The organism is Cupriavidus sp. 05L411 (genome assembly GCF_056398045.1).
Map to the genome: position 1 here is coordinate 150,319 of NZ_JBFTOQ010000002.1, position 12,658 is coordinate 162,976.

The following is a 12,658-nucleotide window of genomic DNA, read 5'->3' on the forward strand; positions in this document are numbered from 1 at the left end:
CCGTGCCTGCCGCTGTCACATCGATGACTGATGATTATGGCCGGTATTGTAGCGAAATGCCCGGCTGTCCCAGGCCATCGCGCCGGCGCGGGTCGGGAATGTCCTCGCCAGTCTGGCGATCGAAGAACCGCACCGGATGGCCACGCGAGGCCAGCCAGTCGGCCACCGCGAAGCCCGTGCCCGCCGACCAGATCCGCATATCCTCGGGCGCCACCAGCTTGTAGTCGGCCAGCTCCTCGGACAACGCGATGGTGCCGCTCGCCTGCACATGGTAGGCGATGATCAGCTCGTTCTTGCGCATGAACTCGTACACGCCGATCAGCGATACCGAGTGCGCGTCCAGGTTGGTTTCTTCCTTGAGCTCCCGCGCCACGCCCTGCTCCGGCGTCTCGTCGCGCTCCATGAAGCCGGTCACCAGCGCGAACATTTTTTCCGGCCACGCGGCATTTCGCGCCAGCAGTAGCTTGCCTTCATATTCCACCACCGCGGCCAGCACGGGCAGCGGATTGTTCCAGTGGACAAAGCCGCACTCTGGCTGGATGCAGGCATCACGTTCGCGGCCGGAATGCGGCAGCAATTCCAGCGGCGAGCCACATTGCGGACAGTATCGGTAAACGGCCATGCGGGAGCTCCTTTTTTGTCGTCTTGTTATGTTGTCATTTTATAAGGGCGGCGGCATTCACGCGCCGCAGGCCACGCGCATATCCGCGGCCAGCGCCTCGACGGTTTCCGGCTGCAGGTCCCACGAGCACATGAAGCGGCAGCCGCCGGCACCGATAAACGTATAGAAGCGCCAGCCCTTGGCACGCAGCGCCTCGATGGCCGCGAGCGGCAGCTCGGCAAAGACGGCGTTGGACTCGGTCGGGAACATGATGCGCACGCCGGGGATGGTGGCGATTCGCTCGTGCAGCAACTGCGCCATGGCGTTGGCATGGCGAGCGTTGCCGAGCCACACATCGTTCTCGAGCAAGCCTAGCCACGGGGCCGAGATAAAACGCATCTTGGACGCCAGTTGCCCGGCCTGCTTGACGCGGTAAGCAAAGTCCTCGGCCAGCTTGCGGTCGAAGAACACCACCGCCTCGCCCACCGGCAGGCCGTTCTTGGTGCCGCCAAAGCACAGCACGTCCACCCCTGCGCGCCAGGTGATCTCCGACGGATGCACGCCGAGCGATGCCACGGCATTGGCAAAGCGCGCGCCGTCCATGTGCACGCGCAAGTGGCGGCGCTTGGCGATGGCGGCAATGGCTCGCACTTCCTCCACCGTGTACACCGTGCCGACCTCGGTCGACTGCGTCAGCGACACCACCTTGGGCTTGGGATAGTGGATATCGGAGCGGCGCGTCACCAGCGCTTCCACCGCATCGGGCGTGAGCTTGCCGTTGGCGCCAGGCGCGGTCAGCAGCTTGGAGCCGTTGGAGAAAAACTCCGGGCCGCCACACTCGTCGGTCTCGATATGTGCCAGTTCATGGCAGATCACCGAGTGGTAGGACTGGCACAGCGCGGACAGCGCCAGCGAGTTCGCCGCGGTGCCGTTGAAGACGAAAAATACCTCGCAATCGGTCTGGAACAGGTCGCGGATCCGGTCGCAGACTTTTTGCGTCCACGAATCGTCGCCATAGGCCTGCTCGTGGCCGCTGCCGTTGGCTTCGAGGAAATACTTGAGCGATTCCGGACAGAAGCCGGCGTAGTTGTCGGAGGCGAAATGCTGCATGGGAGATCCGTGGCGGGTGGCGTGGCGCGTGCCATGGGCGTCGGGGCTTGTGGCCTTTGGCCCGGGGCGGTTTCTGCTATGGGGCTGTCTGTTGCGTAGCTGCGCGTGGCTTACTTCTTGTCAGCCCACAGCTGGCCGCCGGTGGACCAGTTCTCGCGCTTGATGTCGGTGATGATGATATCCACGGCCGAGGCCGAGCAGCCGAGCGTCTCGCAGGTGACGCGGGTGACTTCCTCGACCAGCTTGCGCTTTTGCTCGATGGTGCGGCCTTCGAAGAGTTCTACGTGGTAGGTCGGCATGGCTTGTTTCCTGTTTCCTGTTGTCGTTTTGTTTTTCGTGGTCCGTTGCGGATTGCCCTGGCGATGCGCGGAGGGATCTGCCAGCACCCGTCAAAGTCAATCGCGGTACGAAGCATCGATTCTATCGAGTTTGCGCAACAGCGACGGCCATTCCAGTTCGCCCTCGACGGCGCCGCCGTCGTCAAGCTGCTCGGACGCCCGTTGTGCCAGCGCATGCGGCGGCTGCACGACCTGTCCGCCAGCCTGCGCGCCAAGCTGGATCTCGCAGGCCTTGATGAGCGTCGCCATCAGCACGTACGCCTCGGCCACGGTCCGGCCAACCGTCAGCGTGCCATGGTTGCGCAGCAGCATGGCGGGATGCCGGCCGAGCGACGCGGTCAGCCGCGCGCCCTCGGCGGGCGTGAACGCCAGGCCTTCGTAGTCGTGATAGGCAATCCGGCCATAGAAGCGCAAAGCGTGCTGCGAGAGCGCCAGCAGGCCGCAGGCCTGGGCCGATACCGACACGCCAGCGCTGTTGTGCAGGTGCATCACGCACACCGCGTCGGGGCGTGCAGCATGCACCGCGCCATGCAGCGCGAAGCCGGTGACGTTGACCGCATGGGTGCTGTCTCCCACCACCTCGCCGCGGCCATTGATCTTGACCAGGTCGCTGGCGCGGATTTCGTCGAAGGCGAAGCCGAACGGATTGATCAGGAAGTGATCGGGCTCATCCGGCACGGCTGCAGAGATATGGGTGTAGATGAGGTCGTCCCAACCCTGCCGGGCGCACAGGCGGTAAGCCGCCGCCAGGTCGACGCGCATGCGCGACTCGGCTTGCGTGACGGGTTGAGTGGCGCCCGCGGCACGGGCGGGCTGCAAGGCAAAGGACATGGTTCGGCTCCTGCGCCGCGCGGGTGCCGCGCGCCGGTTCAGCCAACCGGCGCCGGGGGCGGCAAAGGCGATACTGTAGCGCAAGGCAGGCGCTGCGTCAGGACGCGCCCCGGCGCCTTGGAGAGGCCGGATTAACTGCGTTGTTGCCGGCTCATCCAGGCGAAGATCGCGCCACCCAGCAACAGGGCCGCCACTGCGCAGCCAAGCGAGGCGGCGAAGCCGCCGGTACGTGCCACCAGCGCCGTGGCCAGCGGCGGCCCGACGATCTGGCCGAGGCCGTAGCTGGCGGTCATCAAGCCCATCAGGCGCTGCGCCTGTGTGCCCCACAACCGGCGCGCCTCGCGCATGGCGAACGACACCAGCGCATTGAACGGCAACCCGGCCAGCATGCTGCTCAGCGCGAAACCCGCCACCGTTGGCCAGACCACCGCGATGGCCACGCCGATCGCCTGCATCACATAGGTAAAGGCCAGCAGCCGGCGATTGTCGCGCTCCGTGCTGACGCGCGAGGCGACGAAAGCGCCGATGGTCACCCCCACGCCGAAGATGGGCCAGAACAGGTCTGCCCACAGCGACCCCGGCATGGCCTGGCGCGCGATCACCGGCAGGAACGTGGCCGTGATGATGTAGCCGAAGCCCGCCAGGCCGTAGGCGAAGGTCAGCAGCCAGGTCTCGCGGCCCAGCCGGGGTGCCGCTTGCGCCGGTGCGGCAGGGCCGGCTGCGTGCGCGGTGCGCGGCGCGGGTGTGAAGACTTGCCAGACCGCGCTGACCAGCAGCACCGCCAGCACGCCGAAGGCCAGCCAGCCCCAACTGGCCCGCCAGCCGGCGCTCACCATGGCAAAGACGGAAACGCCGGTGATGACGATGCCGATGCCCGGCCCGCAAAAAATCACGCCACCCAGCGACGCCCGGCCCAGTTCGGCCAGCCGGTGCATGCACCAGGCCGAGCCGTAGACCATGACCATCGCGCTGGCCACGCCGGCCGCGGCGCGCCACAGGCCCCAGGCCGCCATGCCGCCGGGCGCAGCCATGCCAAACGTCAGCACGACGGTAGCCGCCATGCCGAGCCGGACCATGCGCGCCGGGTCGGGCCGGATGAACAGGCAAGCGGCCGCGCCGGCGAAGTAGCCCAGGTAGTTCAGCGTGGCCAGCCAGCCGCCCTCGCCCAGCGTGACGCTGCCGTCGTGCAGCATCATGGGCAGCAGCGGCGTAAAGGCGAAGCGGCCAACGCCCATCGCCACGCCCAGCGCCACCAGCCCCGCCAGGGCCACGGCCCAGACGCCAGGCTGTGCCTGCGCCGGCGCGGCGGCGTCGGGGGGTGCCAGTGTGGATGTGGATTTCATAGGCGCATGCTACGCTCCGAGCAGCGAACCGAAAAATGAATAATTGAGAACTCAATCATCTTTTCCAGAGATGATCGTTTGTTCGTCGTCACGGCATCATCACACCCGTAAGGGAATCGCAATGGACCTGGCTTCCCTGGAAATCTTTCGCTCCGTCGTGGAGGAAGGCGGCATCACCCGCGCCGCCACCCGCCTGCACCGCGTGCAGTCCAACGTCACCACCCGCATCCGCCAGCTAGAGGCCTCGCTCGGGGTCGATCTGTTCCTGCGTGACGGCAAGCGCATGGTGCTGACGCCGGCCGGACAGACTTTGTTCGACTACGCCCGCCGTGTGCTGGACCTGGCCGAAGAAGCCCGCCAGGCCGTGCTGCCGGCCAGGCCGCAAGGCCGCCTGCGCATCGCGTCGATGGAGAGCACGGCGGCCAGCCGCCTGCCCGCCGTGTTGGCCGCCTATCACCAGGCGTGGCCGGACGTGGAGCTGGAGCTGGTGACCTGCCCCACGCGCCAGGCCTTGCAGGCGCTGGCGCGCTTCGAGGTGGACTGCGCCTTTGTGGCCCAGCCACTGGACGATCCGGCGCTGGCGTGGCTGCCGGCGTTCGAGGAAGAACTGGTGCTGATCGCCCGCGAGCACCATGCCCCCATCCACAGCGCGGCCGACCTGGAAACCCGCACCATGCTGTCGTTCGAGTCCGGCTGCAATTACCGCGGGCGGCTCGAAGCCTGGTTCGGCGCCAGCGGCAGCCCGCCGCGCCGGGTGCTGGAGCTGGGCTCGTATCACGCCATCATTGCCTGTGCGGCAGCCGGCATTGGCGTGGCGATTGTGCCGCACTCGGTACTTGGCCTGTACCGCGACCTGCCCAAGATCAGCCTCCACGACCTCGGCCAAGCCGGGAAAGTCACTACGTTGCTGGCCTGGCATCCGGCCATGGCCAATACTGCGCTGGGCGCCTTGGCCGACACGTTCCGCGCCCCGCGGTCAGGACTGGCCGCGGCCGCCTGAGTCCACCAGCTGCCGCCACACCGGGCAAGATGTGCCCGGTCGCCTACACTGGAAGTGGCGCCGCGTTTGCACTCCACGTGCCGGCGTCATTGCCATGAAGCATGTCCCGATGCTCCTGCGATGGCTTGCAACGGCCTTCTGGCTAGCCCTCGTTGCCTTGGTGGCGACACCGCTGGTCCCCGCCACGCCGGCCAATGCGCAGGCGAGCGCGCCCGCGCCCGCCGGCGCCGTCCCGCCCGTTTTCGTCATCCCGCTCAAAGGCGCGATCGGCCCGGCCAGCGCGAGCTTCATCGAGCGCGGCATGGCGCGCGCGCGCGATGCCGGCGCGCAGTTGATCGTGCTGGAAATGGACACCCCGGGCGGGCTGGATCTGTCGATGCGCGAGATCATCCAGGGCATCCTGGCCTCACCGGTACCGGTGGCGAGCTATGTCTATCCGGGCGGCGCGCGCGCGGCCAGCGCCGGCACCTACATCCTCTACGCCAGCCATATCGCCGCGATGGCGCCAGGCACCAACCTGGGCGCGGCCAGCCCGGTGCAGATCGGCATTGGCGGGCCGCAAAAACCGGAGGCGGCCCCAGCCTCCGCCCCTGCCGGCGCGCCGCCGCAGGACACCATGGAGCGCAAGCAGATGCACGACGCCTCGGCTTATATCCGTGGCCTGGCGCAATTGCGCGGGCGCAATGCCGAGTGGGGCGAACGCGCGGTGCGCGAGGCGGTCAGCCTGTCGGCCAGCGAGGCCGTCGCGCAGAAGGTCGCCGACCTGATCGCGCCCGACCTGCCTGCACTGCTGCGCGCCGTGGACGGCAAGCACATCCAGGCCGCCGGCGCGGAGCGCGTGCTGCGCACGGCGCACGCGCCGGTGCAGGTGCTGGAGCCGGACTGGCGCGACAGCTTCCTGGAGGTCATCACCGATCCCAGCGTGGCGCTGATCCTGATGATGGCCGGCATCTACGGCCTGATCTTCGAGTTCTCCACGCCGGGCATGGTGGTGCCCGGCATTGGCGGCGCGATCTGCCTGCTGCTGGCGCTGTTCGCGCTGCATATGCTGCCCGTCAGCTACGCGGGCCTGGGGCTGATCGCACTGGGCATCGGCTGCATGGTGGCGGAGCTATACCTGCCCACCTTTGGCGCGCTGGGCGTGGGCGGCATCATCGCCTTTATCTTCGGCGCGGTGATGCTGATCGATACAAATGTGCCCGGCTTCGRCATTCCGCTGTGGCTGATCGGCAGCCTGGCGCTGGCCAGCGCGGTGTTCCTGTTCGCCGTCTGGACGCTGCTCTGGCGCGCCCGTCGCATGCCCTCGATCAATGGCGGCGACGCGATGATCGGCATGCCCGGCGTGGTGCTGGAGGATCTGTGGGATGACGGCTGGGCCGAAATACGCGGCGAACGCTGGCAGGTGCACAGTGCCATGCCGATGACGCACGGCCAGCGCGTGCTGGTCATCGGACGCCACGGGCTGCTGCTCGAGGTCCGCGCCATGGACGGCGCGCAGGCAAGCGCCACCCCGATTCCCCCACCCACCCAAGGAGCATGATCATGGCATTTGGATTCAGCGCAGGCGGTCTGGTCTTCATCATTGCCTTGCTCATTGTTTCCTCGATCCGCGTGCTGCGCGAGTACGAACGCGGCGTGGTGTTCATGCTGGGGCGCTTCTGGAAAGTGAAGGGCCCGGGGCTTGTGATCCTGATCCCGGCGGTGCAGCAGATGGTGCGCGTGGACTTGCGCACGGTGGTGATGGACGTGCCGCCGCAAGACGTGATCTCGCGCGACAACGTGTCGGTCAAGGTGAATGCGGTGGTGTATTTCCGCGTGATCGACCCGGAGCGCGCCATCATCCAGGTGGCGAACTTCCTCGAGGCCACCAGCCAGCTGGCGCAGACCACCTTGCGCTCGGTGCTGGGCAAGCATGAGCTCGACGAGATGCTGGCCGAGCGCGAGCAGCTCAACATCGACATCCAGAAAGCGCTCGATGCCCAGACCGATAGCTGGGGCATCAAGGTCTCCAACGTGGAGATCAAGCACGTCGACCTCAACGAAACCATGATCCGCGCCATCGCGCGCCAGGCCGAGGCCGAACGCGAACGGCGCGCCAAGGTCATTCATGCCGAGGGCGAGTTGCAGGCCTCGGTGAAGCTGCTGGAAGCCGCGCAGATGCTGGCAAGGGAACCGCAAGCGATGCAACTGCGTTATCTGCAGACGCTGACGCAGATTGCCGGCGACAAGAGCTCGACGATCGTGTTTCCGTTGCCCATCGACATCTTGACGCTGGTGGGGAAGCTGAGCCGCGAGTCGACGTGAAAAAAGGCGCCTGGGGCGCCTCAGACTGCTGACAAAGGTGAATCTGTGCAGGTGGTCTCCCCTCTCCCGCCTGCGGGAGAGGGGCTGGGGGAGAGGGTGGGCGCTCGTCACGCCGCCATGTTGGAAACAACCATGGGCTTCGCTTCAAGTGGCCCCTAGCTAAGCCACCCCTCTCCCCGGCCCTCTCCCCCTGAGGGGAGAGGGAGAGACAGCCGTCGTCATGGCACGCGGTTTTGGCCCGTTCCTCGGCTTCGGCGAATGCCTCAGATCTGCCTCAAACCTTGCCCGCGACCCACTCGCCGACACCCGCCAGCGCCTGCGGCAGGTTGGCCGGCTCCGTGCCGCCAGCTTGCGCCATGTCCGGACGGCCGCCGCCCTTGCCGCCGACCTGCTGCGCGACAAAGTTGACCAGCTCGCCGGCCTTGACCTTGGCGGTGGCATCGGCGGTCACCCCAGCGATCAGGCTGACCTTGCCGTCGGCCACCGCGCCTAGCACGATGGCCGCGGTGCCCAGCTTGTCCTTGAGCTTGTCCATGGTTTCGCGCAGCGTCTTGACGTCGGCGCCGTCGAGCTGTGCGGCCAGCACCTTGATGCCCTTGACGTCGATGGCCTGCGCCGCCAGCTCGTCGCCTTGCGAAGCAGCCAGCTTGCTCTTGAGGCGCTCCAGTTCCTTCTCCAGCGCACGCACTTGTTCCTGCACCTGCCCGATACGCGGCACCAGTTCGGACGGCTGCGCCTTGAGCGCGGCGGCGGCTTCGTTCAGCTTGGCGTCCAATGCTTGCAGGTAATGCAGCGCGTTGTCGCCGGTGATGGCTTCGACGCGGCGGATGCCCGCTGCCACGCCGCTTTCCACCACGATCTTGAACACGCCGATATCGCCGGTGCGGGTCACGTGGGTGCCGCCGCACAGTTCCTTGGAGCTGCCGATCGACAGCACGCGCACGTCGTCGGCGTACTTCTCGCCGAACAGCGCCATCGCACCGCTCTTGACCGCGTCGTCGAAGGGCATGACTTCAGCACCGGTGGCTGCGTTCTGCAGGATCTCGGCGTTGACGATCTCCTCGACGCGACGGATCTGCTCGTCGGTCATCGGCGCGTTGTGCGAGAAGTCAAAGCGGGTCTTGTCCGCGTCGACCAGCGAGCCCTTCTGCTGCACGTGGCTGCCCAGCACTTCACGCAATGCCTTGTGCATCAGGTGGGTGGCCGAGTGGTTGCGCACGGTGCGCGCGCGGCGCGGCGCATCCACCTGCGCGGTGACGCTGTCGCCCACCTTGAGCGCGCCGCCCGCCAGGGTGCCCTGGTGGCCGAACACATCGGCCTGCACCTTGGTGGTATCGACCACGCTGAATACTGCGCTGCCGCTCTTCAGTTCGCCCTGGTCGCCGGCCTGGCCGCCGGACTCAGCGTAGAACGGCGTGTTATCCAGCACGATCACGCCGGTCTGGCCGGGCTGCATCGTGTCGACGGATGCGCCGTCCACATACAGCGCGGTAATCTTCGCACCATCCACGCCCAGCTTTTCGTAGCCGTGGAAGGTGGTCTTGTCGCCCTTGTACTCCAGGCCGGCCGCCATCTTGAACTTGCCGGCGGCGCGGGCCTGCTCGCGCTGGCGGTTCATGGCCGCGTCGAAGGCGGCTTCGTCCACCGTCATTTCCTGCTCGCGGCACACGTCCTGCGTCAGGTCCAGCGGGAAGCCAAAGGTGTCGTGCAGCTTGAAGGCAAGTTCGCCGTCGAGCACGGTACCGCCCTTGGCCTTGACGTCGGCCAGTGCCGAGTCAAGGATGGACATGCCGTTCTCGATGGTTTCGAAGAAGCGTTCCTCTTCTGCCTTGAGCACTTCCACGACGCGCGATTCGGCGTCGGACAGTTCCGGATAGGCCTCGCCCATCTGACCCACCAGATCGCCCACCAGCTTGTGGAAGAACGGGGTCTTGCGGCCCAGCTTGTAGCCGTGGCGGATGGCGCGGCGGATGATACGGCGCAGCACGTAGCCGCGGCCTTCATTGCCAGGGATCACACCGTCGACGATCAGGAAGGAGCACGCGCGGATGTGGTCGGCGATGACCTTCAGCGAGTTGTTGTTGAGATCGGTGGTGCCGGTCTCGCGCGCAGCGCCCTTGATCAGTGCCTGGAACAGGTCGATCTCATAGTTGCTGTGCACGTGCTGCAGCACCGCGGCGATGCGCTCCAGGCCCATGCCGGTGTCGACGCAGGGCTTGGGCAGGCGCGGCATATTGCCTTGCTCGTCCCGGTTGAACTGCATGAACACCAGGTTCCAGATCTCGATGTAGCGGTCGCCGTCTTCCTCGGGAGATCCCGGGGGGCCGCCCCACACGTCAGGGCCGTGGTCGTAGAAAATTTCCGAGCACGGGCCGCAGGGGCCGGTGTCGGCCATCTGCCAGAAGTTGTCGGAGGCGTAGCGCGCGCCCTTGTTGTCGCCGATGCGCACGATGCGCTCGGGCGGCACGCCGACTTCCTTGGCCCAGATGTCATAGGCTTCGTCGTCTTCCGCGTACACCGTGACCCACAGCTTTTCGGCCGGCAGCTGGTAGACCTTGGTCAGCAGCTCCCACGCGTACTGGATCGCCTCGCGCTTGAAATAGTCGCCAAACGAGAAGTTGCCGAGCATTTCAAAGAAGGTGTGGTGACGCGCGGTGTAACCCACGTTCTCCAGGTCGTTGTGCTTGCCGCCGGCGCGCACCGAGCGCTGCGACGAGGTCGCGCGGGTGTACGGGCGCTTGTCGGTGCCCAGGAACACGTCCTTGAACTGCACCATGCCGGAGTTGGTAAACAGCAACGTCGGATCGTTCCCCGGCACCAGGCTGGACGAGCGGACCACGGTATGGCCCTTCGATTCGAAGTACTGCAGGAACTTGCTGCGGATGTCGGAGACTTTCATGTTCTGGGCAAGGGCGTCCCACGTCGTGGCAGGGCGCTGTCGGTCAAGATGGTTTTGCAAACCGTTGATTATACGGGGAAGCCTGAGCGCGCGGCATTCCGCCGGGGATTCGCCTTGCGCCGCCCGCAACACCGCGCCCCGCCGCGATCCGGGCCGGCCGCGATGTGCTCCCGGCGGCCTGCCGGTGGTAAAGTGCTGGCTGTCCCAGCCGGACGCCCCCGAGCCTGGTTTCGCGCCAGCCTCCGATTGCCGTGCAAGCCGCCACCCAGACCAGACGGCGGGGCCGCCCGGCCTTCCCTCGCCCACCCCTTGCCGGATCCGCAATACACCCCATGGGAGCTTTAAGCCACCTCCGCGTCCTCGACCTGACCCGCGTTCTCGCCGGGCCATGGTGCGCCCAGAACCTTGCCGATTTCGGCGCCGACGTGATCAAGATCGAGCGCCCCGGCGCCGGCGACGATACCCGCACCTGGGGCCCGCCCTGGCTGCAGGATGGCGAAGGCCGCGATACCGCGGAAGCTGCCTATTACCTGGCCGCCAACCGCAACAAGCGCTCGGTGACCTGCGATATCAGCACGCCCGAGGGCCAGGAACTGGTGCGCGCGCTGGCCGCCCAGAGCGATGTGGTGCTGGAGAACTACAAGGTCGGCCAGCTAAAGAAGTACGGCCTGGACTACGACTCCCTCAAGGCGATCAAGCCGGGCCTGATCTATTGCTCGGTGACCGGCTTCGGCCAGACCGGCCCCTACGCGGCGCGCCCGGGCTACGACTTCATCATCCAGGGCATGGGCGGCTTCATGAGCCTGACCGGCGAGCGCGACGACCTGCCCGGCGGCGGCCCGCAGAAGGCCGGCGTGGCCATCTCCGACCTGATGACCGGGCAGTACGCCACCATCGCCGTGCTGGCCGCGCTGGCCCACCGCGAGCGAACTGGCGAAGGCCAGTACATCGACATGGCCCTGCTCGACGTGCAGGTGGCCATGCTGGCCAACATGAACACCAACTACCTGGCCAGCGGCGAAGCGCCCAGGCGCTGGGGCAACGCGCACCCCAATATCGTCCCCTACCAGACCTTCCAGGCGGCCGACGGCTGGATCATCGTAGCGGTGGGCAACGACGGCCAGTTCCGCAAGTTCGTCGTTGCCGGCGGGCGCCCCGAACTGGCCGACGACCCGCGCTTCGCCACCAACCCGCAGCGGGTTGCGCATCGCGACGTGCTGGTGCCGATCCTCGCCGACATGGTCAAGCCGCGCACCCGCGCCCAGTGGATCCTCGACCTGGAAGCCGCCGGCGTGCCCTGCGGCCCGATCAACACGCTGGATGACGTGTTCGAGGATGCCCAGGTCAAGGCGCGCGGCCTGCGCGTGGACCTGCCGCACCCGAGCGCCGGCGAGGTCAAGCTGGTGGGCAGCCCGATCAAGATGAGCGCGACGCCGCCCGAGGCCATGCGCCACCCACCGCTGCTGGGCGAGCACACCGACGCGGTGCTTGGCGACATGCTGGGCTACACGCCGGAACAGATTGCCACGCTGCGCGCCAAGGGCGTGCTGTAAGGTGCTTGCCGCCTGTGTGCCTGCAGTGGCGGCGCGCGGGCGCGCAAGCTGAAGTTTGTCGTCGTTGTAATTGCCATCGTTTTTGCCGTCGTTGTTGCCGTAGCCGTTGCCGTAGCAAAAAAAAAGCGAGAACCTTGACCCCGCGCGCGCCGGCGTACGGCGCATGCCTGACCACAAGAGGAGTTTGGATGCTGACCGACGCCCTGCTGGCCTTCCTGCACTACACCTTCATCTTCCTGCTGATCGCCTTGATGACCGCCGAAGCGGTCGTGCTGCGCCCCGGCATGACGCCGCCCGTGCTCAAGCGCCTGTCGATCTACGACCTGCTCTACTTCCTCACTGCCATGGCGGTGCTGGCAACCGGCCTGCTGCGGCTGTTCTACGGCGCCAAGGGCGCGCCGTTCTACCTGCACAACCCGTGGTTCCACGCCAAGATCACCGTGTTCGTGGTGATCGCGCTGTGCTCGCTGCCGCCCACCTTCGCCATCCAGCGGTGGCGCCGCCAGGCGCGCAGCCTGCCGGACTTCGTGCCCATGCCCACCGAGCTGAAGTCCGCGCGGCGCTGGGTCATGATCCAGGCCCACCTGCTGATCCTGCTGCCGCTGTGCGCGGTGATGATGGCGCGCGGCATCGGCATGAAATAGGCCGCAGCGCCTGGTGCACCAGATTCCCGATCCAA

General features: G+C 66.8%; 11 protein-coding genes. 5 read left to right on the forward strand and 6 right to left on the reverse strand.

Annotated features, from left to right (window positions below):
• Positions 1 to 34: 34 nt before the first annotated feature.
• From AC1DQR_RS02905 to AC1DQR_RS02925, 5 genes are all read right to left on the reverse strand, one after another.
• On the reverse strand, positions 35 to 622 hold the full coding sequence (locus AC1DQR_RS02905) for an NUDIX hydrolase (protein ID WP_253928729.1): 588 nt from the start codon (positions 620 to 622) through the stop codon (positions 35 to 37).
• Between the two features lie 57 nt (positions 623 to 679).
• On the reverse strand, positions 680 to 1,711 hold the full coding sequence (locus tag AC1DQR_RS02910; RefSeq protein ID WP_416049313.1) for a threonine aldolase family protein: 1,032 nt from the start codon (positions 1,709 to 1,711) through the stop codon (positions 680 to 682).
• Between the two features lie 110 nt (positions 1,712 to 1,821).
• The gene (locus AC1DQR_RS02915) at positions 1,822 to 2,010 is read right to left on the reverse strand and encodes a 4-oxalocrotonate tautomerase (RefSeq protein ID WP_043348354.1); all 189 of its coding nucleotides are present in this window, start codon (positions 2,008 to 2,010) and stop codon (positions 1,822 to 1,824) included.
• A 96-nt stretch (positions 2,011 to 2,106) separates the two neighbouring features.
• Complete coding sequence (locus tag AC1DQR_RS02920; RefSeq protein ID WP_416049314.1) at positions 2,107 to 2,880, reverse strand: class II aldolase/adducin family protein; 774 nt, start codon at positions 2,878 to 2,880, stop codon at positions 2,107 to 2,109.
• Positions 2,881 to 3,011: 131 nt separating this feature from the next.
• Complete coding sequence (locus AC1DQR_RS02925; RefSeq protein WP_416049315.1) at positions 3,012 to 4,223, reverse strand: YbfB/YjiJ family MFS transporter; 1,212 nt, start codon at positions 4,221 to 4,223, stop codon at positions 3,012 to 3,014.
• A 121-nt stretch (positions 4,224 to 4,344) separates the two neighbouring features.
• Between AC1DQR_RS02925 and AC1DQR_RS02930 the strand changes: the two genes are divergently transcribed.
• From AC1DQR_RS02930 to AC1DQR_RS02940, 3 genes are all read left to right on the forward strand, one after another.
• A complete protein-coding gene (locus AC1DQR_RS02930; RefSeq protein ID WP_416049316.1) occupies positions 4,345 to 5,223 on the forward strand; it encodes a LysR family transcriptional regulator in 879 nt (292 codons plus the stop codon).
• Between the two features lie 94 nt (positions 5,224 to 5,317).
• Positions 5,318 to 6,763 carry an NfeD family protein gene (locus AC1DQR_RS02935; RefSeq protein WP_477132491.1) on the forward strand — a complete coding sequence of 482 codons (1,446 nt, stop codon included), beginning with the start codon at positions 5,318 to 5,320 and terminating at the stop codon, positions 6,761 to 6,763.
• Positions 6,764 to 6,765: 2 nt separating this feature from the next.
• A complete protein-coding gene (locus AC1DQR_RS02940; protein WP_183036254.1) occupies positions 6,766 to 7,527 on the forward strand; it encodes a slipin family protein in 762 nt (253 codons plus the stop codon).
• Positions 7,528 to 7,801: 274 nt separating this feature from the next.
• On the opposite strand, the gene alaS is transcribed toward AC1DQR_RS02940, so the two are convergent.
• Positions 7,802 to 10,426, reverse strand: coding sequence for an alanine--tRNA ligase (alaS, locus tag AC1DQR_RS02945; RefSeq protein ID WP_477132492.1), 2,625 nt, complete (start codon positions 10,424 to 10,426; stop codon positions 7,802 to 7,804).
• A 332-nt stretch (positions 10,427 to 10,758) separates the two neighbouring features.
• On the opposite strand from alaS, the gene AC1DQR_RS02950 reads away from it, so the two are divergent.
• Positions 10,759 to 11,979 (forward strand): CaiB/BaiF CoA transferase family protein, encoded by a 1,221-nt coding sequence (locus AC1DQR_RS02950; RefSeq protein WP_416049319.1) that lies wholly within the window; start codon positions 10,759 to 10,761, stop codon positions 11,977 to 11,979.
• Between the two features lie 188 nt (positions 11,980 to 12,167).
• Positions 12,168 to 12,623 (forward strand): DUF2214 family protein, encoded by a 456-nt coding sequence (locus tag AC1DQR_RS02955; protein ID WP_416049320.1) that lies wholly within the window; start codon positions 12,168 to 12,170, stop codon positions 12,621 to 12,623.
• The last annotated feature ends 35 nt before the right edge of the window (positions 12,624 to 12,658 follow it).

What these genes read in the sequence shown, in the direction of transcription:
- AC1DQR_RS02920 (WP_416049314.1), bottom strand. Translation starts at nt 2,880, where the DNA reads ATGTCCTTTGCCTTGCAGCCCGCCCGTGCCGCGGGCGCCACTCAACCC.
- AC1DQR_RS02940 (WP_183036254.1), top strand. Translation starts at nt 6,766, where the DNA reads ATGGCATTTGGATTCAGCGCAGGCGGTCTGGTCTTCATCATTGCCTTG.
- alaS (WP_477132492.1), bottom strand. Translation starts at nt 10,426, where the DNA reads ATGAAAGTCTCCGACATCCGCAGCAAGTTCCTGCAGTACTTCGAATCG.
- AC1DQR_RS02910 (WP_416049313.1), bottom strand. Translation starts at nt 1,711, where the DNA reads ATGCAGCATTTCGCCTCCGACAACTACGCCGGCTTCTGTCCGGAATCG.
- AC1DQR_RS02905 (WP_253928729.1), bottom strand. Translation starts at nt 622, where the DNA reads ATGGCCGTTTACCGATACTGTCCGCAATGTGGCTCGCCGCTGGAATTG.
- AC1DQR_RS02955 (WP_416049320.1), top strand. Translation starts at nt 12,168, where the DNA reads ATGCTGACCGACGCCCTGCTGGCCTTCCTGCACTACACCTTCATCTTC.
- AC1DQR_RS02930 (WP_416049316.1), top strand. Translation starts at nt 4,345, where the DNA reads ATGGACCTGGCTTCCCTGGAAATCTTTCGCTCCGTCGTGGAGGAAGGC.
- AC1DQR_RS02915 (WP_043348354.1), bottom strand. Translation starts at nt 2,010, where the DNA reads ATGCCGACCTACCACGTAGAACTCTTCGAAGGCCGCACCATCGAGCAA.
- AC1DQR_RS02950 (WP_416049319.1), top strand. Translation starts at nt 10,759, where the DNA reads ATGGGAGCTTTAAGCCACCTCCGCGTCCTCGACCTGACCCGCGTTCTC.
- AC1DQR_RS02925 (WP_416049315.1), bottom strand. Translation starts at nt 4,223, where the DNA reads ATGAAATCCACATCCACACTGGCACCCCCCGACGCCGCCGCGCCGGCG.